The 18,155-nt window shown below is 59.2% G+C and carries 17 protein-coding genes; 9 read left to right on the top strand and 8 right to left on the bottom strand.

Annotated elements, in window-relative coordinates; all coding sequences use genetic code 11:
* Positions 1-6 precede the first annotated feature (6 nt).
* The 3 genes from SynBIOSE41_RS02075 (at position 7) to SynBIOSE41_RS02065 (ending at position 2,463) form a co-directional block, all read left to right on the top strand.
* Positions 7-1,233, top strand: coding sequence for an LL-diaminopimelate aminotransferase (locus tag SynBIOSE41_RS02075; RefSeq protein ID WP_186540693.1), 1,227 nt, complete (start codon positions 7-9; stop codon positions 1,231-1,233).
* Between the two features lie 49 nt (positions 1,234-1,282).
* Entirely contained in the window at positions 1,283-1,603 is a 321-nt protein-coding gene (clpS, locus tag SynBIOSE41_RS02070) for an ATP-dependent Clp protease adapter ClpS (protein WP_066904616.1), read from the top strand.
* A 104-nt stretch (positions 1,604-1,707) separates the two neighbouring features.
* Positions 1,708-2,463 (top strand): CPBP family intramembrane glutamic endopeptidase, encoded by a 756-nt coding sequence (locus tag SynBIOSE41_RS02065; RefSeq protein WP_186539448.1) that lies wholly within the window; start codon positions 1,708-1,710, stop codon positions 2,461-2,463.
* Here SynBIOSE41_RS02065 and SynBIOSE41_RS02060 read toward each other — a convergent pair.
* Positions 2,427-4,043, bottom strand: coding sequence for a photosystem II high light acclimation radical SAM protein (locus SynBIOSE41_RS02060; protein WP_186539447.1), 1,617 nt, complete (start codon positions 4,041-4,043; stop codon positions 2,427-2,429). The two genes, SynBIOSE41_RS02065 and SynBIOSE41_RS02060, sit on opposite strands and share 37 nt — an antisense overlap.
* Before the next feature lie 174 nt (positions 4,044-4,217).
* Between SynBIOSE41_RS02060 and psbA the strand changes: the two genes are divergently transcribed.
* Together psbA and SynBIOSE41_RS02050 are read left to right on the top strand one after the other, a co-directional pair.
* Positions 4,218-5,297 (top strand): photosystem II q(b) protein, encoded by a 1,080-nt coding sequence (gene psbA, locus SynBIOSE41_RS02055; protein WP_066904623.1) that lies wholly within the window; start codon positions 4,218-4,220, stop codon positions 5,295-5,297.
* Positions 5,298-5,476: 179 nt separating this feature from the next.
* Positions 5,477-7,060, top strand: coding sequence for a permease (locus SynBIOSE41_RS02050; RefSeq protein ID WP_186539446.1), 1,584 nt, complete (start codon positions 5,477-5,479; stop codon positions 7,058-7,060).
* On the opposite strand, the gene SynBIOSE41_RS02045 is transcribed toward SynBIOSE41_RS02050, so the two are convergent.
* From SynBIOSE41_RS02045 to SynBIOSE41_RS02035, 3 genes are read right to left on the bottom strand one after another with little or no spacing between them, the layout of a single operon-like run.
* Positions 7,052-8,032: a glycine betaine ABC transporter substrate-binding protein gene (locus tag SynBIOSE41_RS02045; RefSeq protein WP_186539445.1), complete on the bottom strand. Its 981-nt coding sequence runs from the start codon at positions 8,030-8,032 to the stop codon at positions 7,052-7,054. The genes SynBIOSE41_RS02050 and SynBIOSE41_RS02045 overlap by 9 nt on opposite strands.
* Positions 8,029-8,925 (bottom strand): proline/glycine betaine ABC transporter permease, encoded by an 897-nt coding sequence (locus tag SynBIOSE41_RS02040; protein WP_186539444.1) that lies wholly within the window; start codon positions 8,923-8,925, stop codon positions 8,029-8,031. Before SynBIOSE41_RS02040 ends, SynBIOSE41_RS02045 begins: the two co-directional genes overlap by 4 nt.
* Entirely contained in the window at positions 8,925-10,076 is a 1,152-nt protein-coding gene (locus SynBIOSE41_RS02035; protein ID WP_255475906.1) for a glycine betaine/L-proline ABC transporter ATP-binding protein, read from the bottom strand. Before SynBIOSE41_RS02035 ends, SynBIOSE41_RS02040 begins: the two co-directional genes overlap by 1 nt.
* 222 nt (positions 10,077-10,298) lie before the next feature.
* Between SynBIOSE41_RS02035 and SynBIOSE41_RS02030 the strand changes: the two genes are divergently transcribed.
* From SynBIOSE41_RS02030 to aroC, 4 genes are read left to right on the top strand one after another with little or no spacing between them, the layout of a single operon-like run.
* Positions 10,299-11,141, top strand: coding sequence for a class I SAM-dependent methyltransferase (locus SynBIOSE41_RS02030; RefSeq protein ID WP_066905010.1), 843 nt, complete (start codon positions 10,299-10,301; stop codon positions 11,139-11,141).
* A gap of 3 nt (positions 11,142-11,144) precedes the next feature.
* A complete protein-coding gene (locus SynBIOSE41_RS02025) occupies positions 11,145-12,002 on the top strand; it encodes a cyclopropane-fatty-acyl-phospholipid synthase family protein (RefSeq protein ID WP_186539443.1) in 858 nt (285 codons plus the stop codon).
* Complete coding sequence (locus tag SynBIOSE41_RS02020; RefSeq protein WP_066904630.1) at positions 12,002-12,505, top strand: cupin domain-containing protein; 504 nt, start codon at positions 12,002-12,004, stop codon at positions 12,503-12,505. The genes SynBIOSE41_RS02025 and SynBIOSE41_RS02020 overlap by 1 nt, the downstream gene beginning before the upstream one ends.
* Before the next feature lie 34 nt (positions 12,506-12,539).
* Positions 12,540-13,628 (top strand): chorismate synthase, encoded by a 1,089-nt coding sequence (aroC, locus tag SynBIOSE41_RS02015; RefSeq protein ID WP_186539442.1) that lies wholly within the window; start codon positions 12,540-12,542, stop codon positions 13,626-13,628.
* 28 nt (positions 13,629-13,656) lie between these two features.
* Here the strand turns inward: aroC and SynBIOSE41_RS02010 are convergent, their stop codons facing one another.
* The 4 genes from SynBIOSE41_RS02010 to sat are packed head-to-tail and all read right to left on the bottom strand — an operon-like array spanning position 13,657 to position 18,060.
* Entirely contained in the window at positions 13,657-14,313 is a 657-nt protein-coding gene (locus SynBIOSE41_RS02010; protein WP_186539441.1) for a hypothetical protein, read from the bottom strand.
* 52 nt (positions 14,314-14,365) lie between these two features.
* Positions 14,366-15,019 carry a bifunctional 4-hydroxy-2-oxoglutarate aldolase/2-dehydro-3-deoxy-phosphogluconate aldolase gene (locus SynBIOSE41_RS02005; protein WP_186539440.1) on the bottom strand — a complete coding sequence of 218 codons (654 nt, stop codon included), beginning with the start codon at positions 15,017-15,019 and terminating at the stop codon, positions 14,366-14,368.
* Positions 14,994-16,847, bottom strand: a complete 1,854-nt coding sequence (ftsH3, locus tag SynBIOSE41_RS02000; RefSeq protein ID WP_066904641.1) for an ATP-dependent zinc metalloprotease FtsH3 — start codon at positions 16,845-16,847, stop codon at positions 14,994-14,996. Before ftsH3 ends, SynBIOSE41_RS02005 begins: the two co-directional genes overlap by 26 nt.
* Before the next feature lie 46 nt (positions 16,848-16,893).
* Complete coding sequence (sat, locus tag SynBIOSE41_RS01995) at positions 16,894-18,060, bottom strand: sulfate adenylyltransferase (protein WP_186539439.1); 1,167 nt, start codon at positions 18,058-18,060, stop codon at positions 16,894-16,896.
* Positions 18,061-18,155 lie beyond the last annotated feature (95 nt).

Raw genomic sequence — 18,155 nt, 5'->3', positions numbered from 1 at the left:
CTTTCTGTGGTTCAGGTCAACGGCAATTACCTCAAACTCAAGGCGGGCTATCTGTTCCCTGAAATCGGACGTCGGGTGAAGGCCTTTGCTGCCGCCAACCCTGATGCAGCCCTGATCCGCCTAGGCATTGGCGACGTGACAGAACCTCTGCCCAAGGCCTGTCGCGAGGCGATGAAAACAGCCATTGATGAGATGGGCACCGCAGAAGGTTTTCACGGCTACGGCCCTGAACAGGGTTACGGCTGGCTGCGGGAGGCCATCGCCAAGCACGACTTCCAGGCACGCGGATGTGACATCAGCGCCGAGGAGATCTTCGTGTCCGATGGCTCCAAGTGCGACAGCAGCAACATCCTGGACATCCTCGGTGCGGGGAACAAGATCGCCGTCACAGATCCTGTCTACCCCGTCTACGTGGACAGCAATGTGATGGCCGGTCACACCGGCGATGCCGGTGACGAAGGGCGCTATGCGGGTCTGACCTATTTGCCCATCAGTGCCGACAACAGCTTCACTGCCGAGATCCCCAGCGAACCGGTGGATCTGGTCTACCTGTGCTTTCCCAACAACCCCACAGGTGCCGTGGCAACGAAGGAGCAGCTGAAAGCCTGGGTGGACTACGCCCGCGCTAACGGCTCTCTGATCTTGTTCGACGCCGCCTACGAGGCCTTTATTCAGGACCCGAGCCTTCCCCACTCGATCTTCGAAATCGAAGGAGCCCGTGAATGCGCCATTGAATTCCGCTCGTTCTCCAAGAACGCCGGCTTCACCGGCACCCGCTGCGCGCTCACCGTTGTTCCCAAAGGACTCAAGGGCAAAACCACGGGCGGCGAGGCGGTTGAACTCTGGGGCCTGTGGAACCGCAGACAGAGCACCAAGTTCAACGGTGTGAGCTACATCATTCAGCGTGGCGCAGAAGCCGTTTACTCCGATGCTGGCCAGCAAGAAGTGAAAAACCTGGTGGCCTTCTATATGGAGAATGCCGCGATCATCCGTCGCGAACTCAGCGCAGCTGGCCTCACCGTCTATGGCGGGGAGCACGCTCCCTACGTGTGGATCAAGACTCCTGATGGCATGGACTCCTGGGGTTTCTTTGACCATCTGCTCAATCAGGCGAATGTGGTGGGGACTCCGGGAAGCGGCTTCGGCGCAGCCGGAGAGGGTTACTTCCGCCTCTCGGCGTTCAACAGTCGAGACAATGTCGACAGCGCCATGGCGCGAATCAAGGCCCTCTGACTCGCCAGCTGTGCTCCCATCCCCTTTAAATTCGATTTCTCTGAGAACCATGGTCATGGCGGTGGACACCCCCAGCCGTAGCCCAGGTGGAGCAGCCGTTCTGGACAAGGCACCGGAACAGGTCCGCAAGCGCTCTCCCCGGTACAAAGTGCTGCTTCACAACGACCCGGTCAACTCCATGGAGTATGTGGTCACCACCTTGCGCCAGGTCGTTCCCCAACTCAGTGAGCAGGACTGCATGGCTGTGATGCTCGAAGCTCACAACACAGGCGTGGGGCTTGTGATTGTCTGCGACCTGGAGCCGGCCGAGTTCTACTGCGAAACGCTCAAGGGCAAAGGGCTCACCAGCACCATCGAGCCGGAGGAGTAATCGTCAAACCCACTGCTGAAGCCTGGGATGGCCTGCTCAGCCTTCAACCCCGCTGGGTCTCAGCGATTGTCCTGATACCCGCGCTCTACGGACTGGGGTGGTTGATGGCACAGCCCCTCGGTTTGCTGATTCCTGGTGTATCAGCTTCCCGGCTGTCGCTGATCGGCACGGTCATCACGTTTGTGCTGTTCATCCTGGTGTTACCCAGCTGGGTGCGCCAACGCTGGAACAGCCGTCAGCCCTGGCTGACCCTCGGCGTTCGCAGCCGCCGCGATGAGGCATCACCGGGGTCGTGCCTGGTCCAGGGCCTGCTGCGTTCCGCAGGCCTGCTGGCCCTGATCTGCCTGCCCTTGCTGCTGGGATCCTGGGGGCGCTGGCTCGGAGAGCTCACCACGGCGGATGTCATCAACGCCTTGTTGCTCTGTTTCGGACTGGGCTTGGCGGAGGAACTGCTCTTCCGGGGCTGGCTCTGGGGAGAGCTCAACGCACTCGCTGGCCCTCGCCCAGCCGTCATCGGTCAGGCCCTGATTTTCAGCCTCGCGCACACCCGATTTGATCAGGGTTTTCTGCCGATGCTCGCTCTGCTGACAGGCTTATGGCTGCTTGGTCTGATCCTTGCAGTGCAGAGGCGGCTGGACGGTGGTTCCCTCTGGGGTTGCGTCGGATTGCACGGCGGGCTGGTCGGCGGCTGGTTCGCGCTGCGAGCCGGGTTGCTGCAGGTCTCCCCCAATGCTCCTCAATGGCTGATCGGCCCCGGAGGAGCCCATGCCAACCCCCTTGGCGGACTGATCGGAATCATCGCTTTAAGCGTTTTGCTCTGGCGTCAGCTCACAGCCTTGGCTAAGGCGGCTCGACCCTGAAGCGGTGCTCGAAGTGCTTCCTGCAGAGGGGCCACCCCGTAATCCCTCTCAAGCAGTGACATCACGGTTCGGCCGAAATCGGAAGGATCAAGATCAAAGGCCTCCAGACAAATCCTGCCGAACGTGCTGCCCATGGGCTCGGGATTCCAGAGCAGCTTGCGCGCCGTCCAGGGCATCATGCTCATCGGGTTGTAACCGGGCTTGATCAGTCCCTGGTCGAAGCCGTACTGCTCCAGGTGAGTGTGGGGCTGCAGCCCGATGAAGAAAATCGCGGGCTCCACGAGATTGGCGCCAAAGATGCGCTCCAGCTCACGGTGATAGGCAACGGTCTGACGAATCGTCTCCGGACGCTCGTCGATCACGTTGAACGAGTAATTCACCGAGACATGGTCGCGGAAGCCGGCATCCGCCAGCATCCTGCAGCTTTCCAACACCGTGCGCAGGTTGTAGCCCATGCGCATTTTGCGCACGAGCTCCTGGGAGCCTGAGGTGATACCGATTTCGAAGTAACTCATCCCGGTCTCGACCATCAGCTGAGCAAGCTCAGGATCGAGATTGTCGGCCCGGATGTAGGCAGCCCAGCGGATATCGGTGAGACCCTCCGCCTTGATGGCTTTCAAAAGCTCCTTGGCGTCCTCGATGTAGCGCTTGGCAGGAATGAACTGGGCATCGGTGAACCAGAAACCTCGAACACCTCTGTCGTAGAGCTGACGCATCTCCGACACCACCGACTGAACAGGGTTCAGGCGTACCTGCTTACCCTCCACAGCCGTGTAGACGCAGTAACAGCAGTTATGGGGACAGCCACGCTTGGTCTGCACTCCAACGTAGAAATCGCCTCCCTCGAGATACCAGTCGAGCTGAGGCCAGATCGAGGCGATGTAGTCGTAGTCGCATGCCGTTTTCGGTCGACTTTCCGGTTGCTCGTGGATCAACCCCGGCCGAGGGGGCTCGCCGACCACGAAACAGCGCTCGCCCTCGAGTGATTGGCCGAGAAGCAATTTCTCCAGAAGAGGCTCACCCTCACCGACGGACACAATCGTTCCCTTCGGTAAAGAGCGGCCGAGCTGTTCATAGAAAACGCTGACAGCACCTCCGCCAAGTACGGCCCTTGCTTCAGGACGATGACGCCTTGCTCGACGCAGCCCCCTGCGCACCAGAGCCTGATTGCGTGAGAGCTCTCCGTAGTGGCTGGTCATCAGCCTGATTCCACCGAGGGCACCGTGCAATCGCTTCAGGGGATTGCGGGCATAGAAGACCTCAAAGGAATTCTGAAGAGGGTTACCACCCCGACCATCAACGGGGGCATAGATCTGAATGTCCCTCCAGGAGAACACCAGGAGAGTGGGGCGGAACTGATCAATGGTGATGCGCAGAACACGGTGCACATCAAGAACCGGCAAAGCAGCCAGATCAAGAATCCGCTGAGGAACCCCAGGAAAACATTTGTGCAGATGATCAGCGAGATAGATCGGGCCGATCGGAAAAATGGGATTGCAGGGCAGACGAACCAACAGCACCCTTTCGCGGGAATGCTTGGGCTGAGACAAAAGCTCAGGCGGTTGCAGGAGGCCTTGCATGATCTGGACGCTAACAACCACGTCTCTGAGAACGCCTGAGCGAGGTCTCAATGGTTCTTCACGACAGCTTCATAAAGCAGCCGACATCTTGCGCAATGTTGCTTTACAATCACAACTGGCAGGGCTTCCTGCCCTTCCGTAACCGTCTCTTCGGAGACCTTCTTTTCCGTTCTCATGACCACCACCATTCAGCAGCGCTCCGGCGCTAATGGCTGGCAGCAGTTCTGCGAGTGGGTCACCTCCACCAACAACCGCCTCTATGTGGGCTGGTTCGGTGTGCTGATGATCCCCACCCTGCTGGCTGCCACCACCTGCTTCATCGTTGCGTTCATCGCAGCACCCCCCGTCGACATCGACGGCATCCGTGAGCCCGTCGCCGGCTCCCTGATCTACGGCAACAACATCATCTCCGGTGCTGTTGTGCCCTCCTCGAACGCCATCGGCCTTCACTTCTATCCCATCTGGGAAGCTGCTTCTCTCGACGAGTGGCTGTACAACGGCGGTCCTTACCAGCTGGTTGTCTTCCACTTCCTGATCGGCATCTTCTGCTACATGGGTCGCGAGTGGGAACTCTCCTACCGCCTTGGCATGCGCCCCTGGATCTGCGTTGCTTACAGCGCACCTGTGGCTGCTGCCTCCGCCGTGTTCCTGGTGTACCCCTTCGGTCAGGGTTCCTTCTCTGACGGCATGCCCCTGGGCATCTCCGGCACCTTCAACTTCATGTTGGTGTTCCAGGCCGAGCACAACATCCTGATGCACCCCTTCCACATGCTTGGTGTGGCTGGCGTCTTCGGTGGTTCACTGTTCTCCGCCATGCACGGTTCACTGGTGACCTCCTCCTTGGTTCGCGAAACCACTGAGAACGATTCACTGAACTACGGCTACAAGTTCGGCCAAGAGGAAGAGACCTACAACATCGTGGCTGCCCACGGTTACTTCGGTCGCCTGATCTTCCAATACGCATCGTTCAACAACAGCCGTAGCCTGCACTTCTTCCTGGCTGCCTGGCCCGTTGTCGGCATCTGGTTCACCGCCCTGGGCGTGTCAACCATGGCCTTCAACCTGAACGGTTTCAACTTCAACCAGTCCATCCTTGATGGTCAGGGCCGCGTCCTGAACACCTGGGCTGATGTGCTGAACCGCGCCAACCTCGGCATGGAAGTGATGCACGAGCGCAATGCTCACAACTTCCCCCTCGACCTGGCTGCTGCTGAGTCCACTCCTGTGGCTCTGCAAGCTCCCGCCATCGGCTGAGGCTGAAGTCTCCAAGAGATTCAGCTTTAGCTGAATCGGAAAGCCCCCTCTCACGAGGGGGCTTTTTGTTGGCTTGCTGTCCAGACAACTCAAAGCCGAATCGCCCCATCAATGCAACGGGTGCTCTGGGGCGAGATCCAAAACGTGCCTATCAAGAGATCAGACCCATTGAGCCATTCATGGACATCAACCAGGTGGCACCGCTGCTGATCGGTCAATCGCTCTGGAGCGGATGGCTGATGTTCTGGGCAACGCTGTGGCCTCTGGTGCTCGGCTTCTGCCTCTCGGGCTTGGTGCAGGCCTGTGCAAGCCGCAACGCCATGGAACGCGTGATGGGATCACACAAGCCGGGAGCGATTCTGCGCGCCTCCGGGCTGGGCATGGTGTCGTCGTCATGCTCCTACGCCGCTTCGGCCATGAGCAAAAATCTCTTCGCCAGAGGTGCCGACTTCATCACGGCCCAGGTGTTCATGGTGGCCTCCACCAATCTCGTGCTTGAGCTCGGGCTGGTCCTGATCGTGCTGCTGGGCTGGCAGTTTGCCGCAGCTGAGTTCATCGGCGGTCCACTGATGATCATTCTGCTGGCGTGGTGGGGACCCCATCTATTCCCTGTTCGCCTCACTCGACCTGCCCAGGAGAGGCTGCGGGAAAGTGCCATCGCCAATGCCGCGGACGCCGGGTCGTCCACACCGGAGCGTCTTGGAAGCAGGCTGCGCTCACCAGCGACCTGGGCCAACGCCGCCAGTTATGCGCTGGCCGATCTAACGATGCTGCGCAAAGAGCTGCTGATCGGCTTTGTGGTGGCCGGCATGCTCAGCACCCTGGTGCCGGACGCGCTCTGGCGGATTGTATTCATGCAGAACCAGGGGATCTGGACATCGATCCAGAACGCATTGATTGGCCCCCTGATCGCCATCATCAGCTTCGTCTGCTCCGTCGGCAACGTTGCTATGGCAGCGGCTTTATGGACTGGGGGCGTGTCCTTCGGTGGCGTGATCGCGTTCATCTTCGCTGACCTGATCACATTGCCGCTGCTGTTGATCTACAGGAAGTACTACGGACCGCGCCTGGCTCTGCGCATGCTGCTCGGCCTCTGGCTGTTGATGTCCATCAGCGGCCTGTCCGTTGAGGGACTGTTCCGAATCTCAGGACTGATTCCTGACCTTCGAATCAATGCTGGGCAGAGCCTGTCGATCGGCTGGAACAGCACCACATGGCTCAATCTGGTCGCCCTCAGCATTCTTGTGATGTCTTGGTGGCTGGCTCGCAACAAAGAACGCTTCGGAGGCGGTGCCGGATATGCCCTCGATCCGATCTGCGGAATGCAGGTGGAAAAAGCCAACGCACCGGCCACGCGGAAGCGGAATGGCCATCAATTCTGGTTCTGCTCGGATCACTGCGCTGAGCACTTCGATCAGCAGACCGAGCCAGAACCCGCAACCACCCCTGAGGTGAGTCATGACAACTCCACAGACCTCGGGAAGCAAGACAAAGATCCCGTCTGCGGGATGAGCGTCAATCCCGCGAAGCCAGGCAGCCGGCGTGAACACGCCAAGGAGACGATTCTGTTCTGCAGCTCACGCTGCGCGCAGCATTTCGACGCAGAACCCGCGACCTACGTGAAGGAATCAACGGATCCGATCTGCGGAATGCAGGTCCACATCAAGCCCTCCACGCCACATCGACAAAGAGGTCAGGTGCATGCATGGTTCTGCAGCAGCCATTGCGCCGATACCTTTGATTCCCGAGAGTCATCAGCCTGAGGCAATCTCGCCGGTGCTCCAGTAGCGAACGCGCGCCGGATGCGATGCGATGTAGTCGTCAACAGCGGCCTCGGCCGACTGCTCATTGGCCTGCAGCAACAGATCCGACATCTCCTGATCAGGCAAGTAGAAACGCGTGAGGAAACCGGCCACATCTGGCATCTCCAGATCCAGCTCAGGACGACCAAGCGCATGAATCCACTCGATACCACCGAACACCCGTTGCGGATCCTGCAGAAAACGCAACTTGTAGCGAGCGAACATCCAGTGGGGAGTCCAGCTGGTGACCACCACCCAACGTTGCTGACGGATCGCCTGATCAAGCACCGCCGTCATTGCAGCACTGCTGGACGCCACCAGCTCCAGATCATTGAGGCGATAACTCTTGAGTGCTTCGACCGAGGCCTGATTCAGACCCGAACCGGGGTCAATCCCCTGCACGCGGTTGTCGAAGCGGGCCGCCAGAGAAGGATCGCGTAAATCAGCGATGGAGGAGAGATCCGAAGCAGGCACATAGTCCGGAACCACCCAGCCCAGACGGCCTGAGTACATCGAGCCAAAGTCGACGACCCGATCGCGTACCCGCCGGTAATAGTCACGATGCGTCAACGGCAACCATGCCATCAGCATCAGGTCCAGATCACCACGGGCAAGGGAGGCGTACTGAATGCCGATATCGGCGAGAACACGCTCGACCCTCACGTTGTAAGCCTGCTGGATCACAGCCTGAGCAATGAGGCTCACCACCTCAGCATCAGCCCAGGGTGACCAACCAAGGCGCAGTGTGGGTCGTGCGGATGCAGAGCCGGGCAGTGAACTGCGAGGGGCCTCCAAACCTTCCTGCCCGGAGGAGGCTGAAGAACTCAGCGAGGTGGAAGGAGCACTGAGCTTGACCAGGCTTGCCGCGGAGATCCCCGCGACCCCAAGGCCCCCGAGCAGAAAAGCTCGTCGTCGGATCTGTCGAGCGCTCATGAAGCCCTCCACACAGACATCCAGGCGCGCAAACGCTCTTGCAGTGATGATCCACGACGACCGGCAAAGCTCTGACTGAGTCGGTCGAGGATCACCGCCAAAATCACCACGGCGATCCCTCCTTCAAAGCCCATCCCCACATCAAGCTGCTGAATTCCACGCAACACGACATCACCGAGACCGCCACCACCGATCATCGAAGCGATCACGACCATGGAAAGTGACAGCATGATCGTCTGGTTGACCCCGGTCATCACGGTGGGAACGGCATTGGGCATCTGCACCTTCCAGAGCAACTGTCGATCAGTACAACCAAAGGAGCGACCGGCTTCGATGAGGTCATCCGGAACCTGAACGATTCCCAGGTGCGTGAGCCGGACCACCGGTGGCATGGCAAAAATCAGCGTGGCCAGGATCGAAGGAACAGCGCCCGTGCTGAACAACATCACAGCTGGAATCAGATAAACAAAAGCCGGCATGGTCTGCATCAGATCCAGGCAAGGGCGCACCAGCCTCCACACCAGTCGTGAACGTGCCGAAAGAATGCCAAGAGGAAGGCCGATCAGCAGAGCAAGGCCTGACGCAGTCAGCACCAGCGAGAGAGTGGCGATCATCTCGCTCCACAGCGCCATCGAAAGCACAAGGTTGAAACCGAGCAAAACAAACAGAGCGAAACCCCCATTGACTCGCCAGAGCCCGAGCGCCGCGGTGATCAGAGCGAACAACCAGGCCGGCGGCCACTCCAGCAACCAAGCGGTGACCGAGACCAGGGCCAGGACCGACGCCTTGATCACATCAAACAATCCCTGGGCATTGGCCAACAACCACGCAACACAGAGATCGATCGCCTGACCGAGCCAACCGGCTTGAGAGGCAGCGGCAAGGATCAGCATCAGGCGCCTCCCTCCATTGCGAGCAGCAATTGACGCGGGCTGATCACGCCCAGCAGGCGCTTCTCGTGATCCAGCACTGGCACCGGCTCAGAACTGTTCGCCACCACATCAATGGCTTCCTTCACGGATGTTCCGGCTGACAACGTCCTGATGGCAGCCACGTCGAACCAGCCGCGACCTGCTCGCAAAACACCACGCAAATGCTGCAGACGATCCGTCACGTACACCGTGACGTCCCCTTGATCAGGCAGGAGTTCGTCCAGATCACACACCTGCTGATGGAGGGGAGGCTGCGCAATCGCCTCCACTGTCAGAACGGACGCCACATCGACGTCGCGGAAAAAGCGTTTGACCTCATCATTGGCGGGGTGATGCAACAACCGCTGTGCGGTGTCGCACTGCAGAAGCCGCCCGTCCTGCATCAAGGCGATCCGGTCACCGATCCTGATCGCCTCATCAAGATCATGGGAAATGAACACCACCGTGCGACGCTGCTCCGCCTGCAGCTCCAGCAACAGATCCTGCATGTCCTTGCGGATCAAGGGGTCCAGTGCAGAGAAGGCCTCATCCATCAGCAGAATCGGCGGGTCAAGGGCCAGGGCTCTGGCCAGACCAACTCTCTGCTGCATCCCACCGGACAGCTCACGCGGGTGCTTGCGGGCCTCTGCAGCCAGCCCTACACGCTCAAGAGCCTGCATGGCACGATCGATCCTCGCCTTGCGTGGCATGCCCGCAACCTCAAGGCCAAAAGCTGCATTTTCAAGCACGCTGCGATGAGGGAAGAGCGCAAACGACTGAAAAACCATCGCCATCTGATGACGGCGCAGCTCCGCCAGCTGCTGTCCAGTCATCGCGTTGAGCGAACAACCCTGGACAATCACCTCCCCTGCGCAGGGAGAGATCAGTCCATTCAACATTCTCAGCAGAGTGGATTTGCCTGAACCGGAAAGCCCCATCACCACAAAGATCTCGCCGGCGAGAATCTCCATTGAGACATTCTGGACAGCAGCCCGCACGCCACGACTGGCATAAAGAAGCTCAGGATCCACGCCCGAGCGCAGCTGCTCGATCAACTCAGAGGAGGATCCGCCAAAAAGCTTCCAGACCGACTCGATGGAGATCTCTGATTGCACTTCAGAGCCTCCGCCCAAGTCTGAGCTGCTTATAGCAGTGGCCTGACCGCTGATCAGCGATCAGGCACGATCCGTTTGCCCAAGCCTGCGTCCGCGTAGCTGACAGCTCCAAACGCCGTGATTAGGTTGCCGATTGAGCCCGTTTCGCAATGTCGATACAGCTCAGAGGGTCGGTGACGAGCTGTCAGACAGCGCCGCTGCTGTCCTTCGCACCCCCCGCGCATAGAGGATTCGACCGGCATGACCACACTCAGAAGCCAACCGTCAGCGGAATCCGATGATTCGCAACGCTTCGGGCAGCGACCCGAACGCGTCAGGGAAACAGATCATTATCAGCAGGAATACATCGAGCAGTTCGCAGACCGCTGGGATCGCCTGATTGATTGGGATGCCAGGGAAGAAGCTGAGGGCAACTTCTTTGTGCGCTTACTGCACGAGCACGGTGCCCGATCGGTGCTGGATGTGGCCACAGGCACGGGCTTCCATTCCGTCCGACTTCTGCGCGAAGGCTTCGATGTCGTCAGCGTGGATGGCAGTCCCAACATGCTTGCCCGTGCCTTCAAAAACGCCAGGGAACGCGACCTGCTGATGCGCACGGTTCATGCCGACTGGCGCTTCCTGAACCGCGACATCCACGGCGAGTACGACGCCGTGATTTGCCTGGGCAATTCATTCACCCATCTGTTCCGCGAGCGGGATCGTCGCAAGGCTTTGGCCGAGTACTACGCGGTGCTGAAGCACAACGGCATACTGATTTTGGACCACCGCAACTATGACCGTCTGCTGGAGGGAACCTCCACAAGCGGCAAGAGCAATGTCTACTGCGGCAAGGACGTCGAAGTGGGACCGGAACACGTCGACGATGGACTGGCCCGTTTCCGTTACGCCTTCAGCGATGGCAGCACCTATCACCTGAACATGTTCCCGCTGCGCCACGGCTACGTGCGGCGTCTGATGCGCGAGGTGGGCTTCCAGAGGATCACCAGCTACGGCGACTATCAACGCGGCCACGATGATCCCGACTTCTACGTGCATGTGGCTGAGAAGGAATATCTGTTCGACACCGACATCACAGCGATCTGAGCGATGACGAGCGCTTATTCCGCCGCAGCCAGCACCGCAGCCAATTACTACGACAGTGATGATGCCGATCGGTTTTACGCAGGCATCTGGGGCGGTGAGGACATTCACATCGGCCTGTACGAGAGCCCCGAGGAACCGATCGCAACCGCAAGCCGTCGAACTGTCGACGCGCTGATTGCACTGATGGGGCAGCCTCCAGCCTCAGACACAGCGACCACACTGCAGGTTGTGGACTTCGGGTCCGGCTACGGAGGTGCAGCCCGACGACTCTGCGACAGCCCTGGGGTCCGGGTGGATGCCATCAACATCTCCGCGGTTGAGAACAACCGACATCGGCTGCTCAATCAAGAGGCCGGCCTCTCTGAGCGGATCACTGTCCACGATGCATCCTTCGAAGCGGTGCCTCTACCCGATGGCTGCGCCGATGTGATCTGGAGCCAGGACGCGATTCTCCACTCCGGTGACCGCCCAAGAGTGATGCGGGAAGCAGCTCGTTTGCTGAAACCCGGCGGCGTCATGGTGATGACCGACCCCATGGCAGCGGATGGGGTCAACGCTGATTCACTCACGGCGATTCTCGATCGCATTCACCTTGCTGATCTCGGATCACCGGAGCGTTATCAACACTGGGCAATCGAAGCGGGACTCACAAGGACTGCATGGCATGACCGCACACTTATGCTGATCGAGCACTACAGCAGAGTGCGATTGGAATTGCGACGGCGGCGAAAGGATCTTGAATGCAGCATCACACCCGGTTATCTGGAGCGGATGGACACGGGTCTTGGCCATTGGGTTGATGGTGGACAGTCAGGAAAGCTCAGTTGGGGCTTGATGCGTTTCAGCAAACCCCTGAACTGATGGAGCCAATGCCTGAGGAGTCCCCATCAACGAATCGCTCGCCGATGGAGGTGGTGAATCAACTGATTCTGGAATGGAGCCTCGAGCAACATCCAGAGGGTGGTTGGTTCCGTGAGCTGTATCGGAGCCCATCACGGGTCACCCGTGCCGATGGTCAGCAGCGGGCCGCAATCACCAGCATCCTCTATCTGCTCGATGCAGGGTCCAGAAGCCGCTGGCATGCGGTTCATCAGGCCGATGAGGTCTGGACCCATCTGCAGGGAACACCACTGAGTCTCTGGACGCTTGAACCGCAGGGAGGCCAGGCCGTGCAGCACGTGCTATCCATGCACAATCCTGTTCACGTGGTGCCCGCAGGCCACTGGATGGCAGCACGCTCAGAAGGGCAGTACTCCTTGGTGAGCTGCTGTGTCGGACCCGGTTTCGACTTCGCGGACTTCGAGATGCTTCGAGACCGGCCAGCGTCTGAACATCCTTCAGGGGCCCTGAGCGAGCTGATCTGAGCTCTCTTACGCTCAAACGAGAGAAGGCATTCCATTGGGCAGCAGTTTCGGCACCCTGTTCCGCATCAGCAGCTTCGGAGAATCCCATGGCGGCGGAGTCGGCGTGGTCCTGGAGGGTTGCCCGCCGCGAATGGAGCTCGACTTGCCAGCGATTCAGGCCGAACTGGACCGGCGCAAACCAGGCCAAAGCAGAATCACCACACCGCGCAAGGAAGCCGATCAGGTGGAGATTCTCAGCGGCGTTATGGATGGCATCACCCTGGGCACTCCGATTGCCATGGTGGTGCGCAACAAAGATCAGCGGCCCCAGGATTACCGAGAGATGGAGGTTGCCTTTCGTCCCTCCCACGCCGATGCCACCTATCAGGCGAAGTACGGCATTCAGGCCCGCAGCGGCGGAGGCAGAGCATCGGCCCGCGAAACAATCGGCCGCGTGGCAGCCGGTGCCATTGCCCGGCAGTTGCTGAGCAAGGCCCATGGCACCGAGGTGGTGGCCTGGGTCCGACGCATTCATGACCTCGAAGCCACGGTGGATATCAATGCGGTGAACCGCGAAGCCGTGGAAGCCAACATCGTGCGCTGTCCGGATTCTGCAATGGCCGAGCGGATGATCGAACGGATTGAGGCGATCGGCCGCGACGGTGACTCCTGTGGAGGCCTGATCGAGTGCGTTGTACGCAGACCTCCCGTGGGTCTGGGAATGCCTGTGTTCGACAAGCTGGAAGCGGATCTGGCCAAGGCGGTGATGTCACTACCTGCCACCAAAGGGTTCGAAATCGGCTCAGGTTTTGCCGGCACCCTGCTGAAAGGGAGCGAGCACAATGATGACTTTCTCCCAAGCGAAGACGGTCAACTGCGGACAGCCACCAACAATTCCGGCGGAATTCAAGGAGGCATCAGCAACGGTGAGCCGATTGTGATCCGGGTGGCATTCAAGCCAACAGCCACAATCCGCAAAGAGCAGCAAACGATCAACGACCGCGGGCAGGCCACCACACTCGCCGCCAAAGGTCGGCATGACCCGTGTGTACTGCCCAGGGCCGTGCCGATGGTGGAGGCAATGGTGAATCTGGTTCTGGCCGATCACCTGCTCAGGCAGCAGGGTCAGTGCAGCCTCTGGTGAGACCGCACTGTGTGGATCAGCTTGTGGATCAGCTGCGAGCCGGAGAAGGGATGCCGCTGCTGCTGCCCAGCTGAGCTGCAGCCTTGGCCATGCGTCCAGCCACTGATCCAGCGGGAGCTGACTTGGTGGCCTTGCGGGCACGTCGAGCTGCGCGTGGCTTGCTGGCAGTGCTCACGGTTGTCGACGTTGTCGTGGTCTTTTTGGCGGCTCTGGTCGTGGTCGGCTTACGCGAAGCGGGTTTCTTCACGGAAGCCTTGGCAACCGAGGCTTTCGCTGCAGGAGCCTTAGCCGTGGCGGCCTTTGCGGCAATACGCTTTTTGGCTACGGGCTTTTTAGCCGCAGGCTTTTTGGCAGCGGTTTTTTTGGCAGCCGACTGGCGAGCAGGCTTGCCTGTGGACTGACGGTTGCGATGGCTCAACACCATCACCCACTCTTCATCGCTGAGAGAAGAGGGCTTACTGCCATGGGCATTGGCCAGCTTGGCGGCCTTTTCGATGTCCTCAATCAGATTGACCCAGGAGGTTGAGAAACGCTTGTCGGACTGCGATCGAGCCCCGCTTTCCACCAGGGTCTCCACAACGCCGGAGGCAGTGACCTTCTTGCGTCGTCGATTGAAAATTTCTTTTTGCAACTGAGCGATCAAAGCATCAGCTTTGTCGCTCAACTTGATGGATAGCTGAGACATCGTCACCAAAACATCTCTCTTATCTGTAGCAGATGGGTCTCATCGCTACCACTCATGCGCCAATCCAGGCGGAAAGACAAGGATCAAAACCATCGTTTTCGAACACCGTCCGGCCAAGAGCGATGGCGTCATATCCAGCTCCCAGCCAGGAGTAGAGGTCACCGGCACGCAAGCCTCCAGCAGCAATCATGAAGGGAAGATTGCCCATTGGCGCAGCGATCTGTCGATAAAAACCGCGACCCAGCACGCTGGCCGGGAACAACTTCACCAAACGGCAATCCAGATCGCAAGCTTGCCTGATCTCAGAGGGCGTCATCACGCCTGGCACCAACAGAAAATCGAGCTGCTTCGCCTTTTGCTGTAAACCCCTGTCCAATAGCGGCGACATGGCGTAGCTGAATCCCAGCTCAGCCACCTGCTTCAAAGCCAACTGCTGGGTGATCGATGCCGCTCCTAGAGACACACGTGGATGACGAGACATCGCTGCCATCACCAGATCGGGCCAACGAGGATGCTCAATCCAGGCAATTTCGACGTGTTGAACACCCGCCTCAACCAGCTGATCGAGCTGACGACTCAGGCGGGTGCCTGGAAAGGATGCCTCCAGGTCAGTGCTCTCTGGACGCAAAACAACCAGAAGGGGCTGGATCCGCAGGGAGCGGATCAAACCCTGCTCATGATCAGACGTATTCAGCAATACGGACATCGCTGCGGATCAGCAGTTCTTGGAACTCTTCAGCATCCACAGTTTCCTGGTCCACGAGCATGTCAGCGAGCTCGTCGAGAACGGATCGGTTATCGACAAGAACCTTGGTGGCACGCCTGTAGGCGAGAGCCACGAGATCGGAAACTTCTTCGTCGATAGTGGCCGCAGTGTCTTCAGAGAAGTCGCGTTCAGCAGCGATATCTCGGCCAAGGAACATGCCTCCCTGAGAACGACCGAGAGCCACTGGGCCAAGCTTGTCGCTCATGCCGAAGCGGGTGATCATCTGTCTTGCTGTCGAAGCCACCTGCTGCAGGTCATTGGAGGCGCCTGTTGTGACTTCATCCTCTCCGTAGACGATCTCTTCGGCGACACGGCCACCCAGCGCGACGGCCATCTGGTTCTGAAGGTAGGTGCGGGAATAAAGGCCTGACTCCATCCGCTCCTCGCTGGGAGTGAAGAAGGTCAGTCCTCCAGCATTTCCACGCGGAATGATCGAGATCTTCTGAACCGGGTCGTAGTCAGGCATCAGGGCACCGACCAAGGCATGGCCAGCTTCGTGGTAGGCGACGAGACGCTTACGACGATCACTCATCACGCTGTCCTTTTTCTCAGGACCAGCCATGACGCGCTCAATGGCATCACTGATCTCGTCGTTACTGACTTCGCTCAAATCGCGACGGGCCGCCAGGATCGCCGCTTCGTTGAGCAGATTGGACAGGTCAGCACCCGTGTAACCCGGTGTGCGTCGTGCCACCTTGTCGAGATCAACGTCCTTAGAAAGAGTCTTGCCACGGGCGTGAACTCCGAGGATCTGTAGACGACCCGCGTAGTCGGGGCGATCCACCGTGACCTGACGGTCGAAACGACCAGGCCTCATCAGAGCAGAGTCGAGGACATCCGGACGGTTGGTGGCCGCCACAATGATGATACCGGTATTGCCTTCAAAACCATCCATCTCAGTGAGCAGCTGGTTGAGCGTCTGTTCACGCTCATCATTTCCACCGCCCATGCCAGCACCACGCTGACGACCGACCGCATCAATCTCATCGATGAACACGATGCAGGGAGCGTTTTTCTTGGCCTGCTCGAACAGATCGCGAACACGACTCGCACCAACGCCGACAAACATCTCGACAAACTCCGAACCGGAGATTGAGAAGAAAGGAACGTTGGCCTCGCCTGCAACAGCTTTGGCCAGAAGCGTCTTACCTGTACCTGGAGGACCTACAAGCAGCACACCCTTGGGAATCTTGGCCCCGACAGCTGTGAAGCGATCAGGATTCTTGAGAAAGTCGACCACCTCAGTGAGTTCAAGCTTGGCCCCTTCAATGCCTGCAACATCACCGAAGGTGATCTGCGTGGAAGGTTCCATCTGAACACGGGCCTTACTTTTGCCGAAATTCATGGCGGGATTACCGCCACCACCGCCCGACTGGGCACGACGGAAGAGGAAGAACAGCCCGCCGAGCAACAACAAGGGGAAGATCAGGCTTGAAGCAGCTTGCTGCCAGGCCCCTGGCTGACGCGAAGGCTGAACCGCGATGTCAACGTTGTGATCGGTGAGCAGCTTGAGCAGGTCCTTGTCGGGAGCGAGATTCACCTCAGCGCGACGGCCATCGGTCTCGACAACCTGAGCAGTACCACGATCGGGAGAAAGAAGCACACGGCTGACCTGATCTTCCTGGACCCGCTCCACAAAATCGCTGTAACGAAGCGAGCGAGCTTCGGGTTGAGGCCCACCGGCACCACCGAAGAAAGCCGGTGCGATCACAACGATCGCTAGCACTAGGAGGGCCCCAAGCCCGATGTTCCGCCAACGTTTGTTCAAGGGTCTTCCGCCTCTGATGAAGGAATGTTAATAGGAAGCTGAGAACTCAGGCGGACCGGAGCACATCCACAACGCTTTTGAAGGCGAACCACTCGGGGATCTCTTCACCGCTGCGCAGCATCTTGCGGAACTGAGTGCCGCTCAGCTTCTTCACGTGCAGACCTCTGGCCTCGGCATGTTCAGCAGTGACGTACCCCTCTTCTTCGGTGTAGACGAGGTTGAGAGAGGGCACGGTTTCCATGGTGAGCTCAGGCGCGCACTCCTTGGCAAAGTTCTGAGCGTCATAGGGGCCGTAGAAGTCGTCGCCGCTCAAGGACGACTTACAGCCGGCCATGTCGCGTCCAATGATGAAGTGGGTGCAGCCGTAATTACGGCGAATGATCATGTGCTGCAAGGCCTCACGAGGGCCTGCCATGTGCATGGCGTAGGGCAGATAGGCCCAGCGGATCCGCGGGTTCCCCACCTCGGCCGCCAGGCGCTCATAGGTCTGAAATCGCACAGCGCCGGGAATGTCATCCTGCTGGGTGGGACCACAGGTTGGATGCACTAGCACCACAGCGTTCTCACTGACATTGCTGGCATGCAGAGCTCGGGTGAACAGCTCGTAATGGGCTCTATGGATGGGATTGCGGCACTGGAAAGCCACAACGTCTTCGCCTTCAGGCAGACCTGCGCGAACTTCAGCTGGGGTCTTGCAGGGGAACACGCGCGAAGGCAGTTCCAGGCCCTGAATCAGACCACCGAGGTAGAAACGGCGGCGCTCGGTGGCGATCATGCGCACAGCGGGATGTTCCATCGACGTGGTGCCGTAGCAGCCCTTGGCCTCAATCACCTTGTCTGGCTCCCACTTGTCCTCAACGGTGAGCACCGCGAGATCCTGACCCTTGTAGGTGAGCAGAATCTTCTGCCCCACCGTGATGTCCTCACGGTCGGTGTCCATCACGATCGGCAGTCCGAACAGGTAACCCGTTGTGGTGCGATTGCCTGCCACCACGGCGTTGTAATCGGCCTGGAGCATGAAGCCCCTTTCAGGGGAGAAGCCACCGACCACCAGCAGCTCAACATCACAGGCATTGCGGTCGGAGCACTCGATGCTGCTCACGGCTGAGGCCTTCACAGCGGCTTTGTCACCCTCAGGCACCATCAAATCCACAAGGGTGCCGCCGTAGGGAGCGATCACACCGGTCTGAGAGGAAGGGGAGCTGGCGGTCATGACAGGCCGGAGTGGATTGGGAAGACGGCGCGATTCTCCCAGACGACAGCCTGCGGCTTCAGCGAAAAGGGTTCACAACAAAAAAGGGGCCGAAG

Source organism: Synechococcus sp. BIOS-E4-1 (assembly GCF_014279995.1).
In the GTDB taxonomy this organism is placed as follows: Bacteria; Cyanobacteriota; Cyanobacteriia; order PCC-6307; family Cyanobiaceae; genus Synechococcus_C.
The sequence above is the reverse complement of the archived record's forward strand: the minus strand, read 5'-3'. Positions and strand labels throughout refer to the sequence as shown.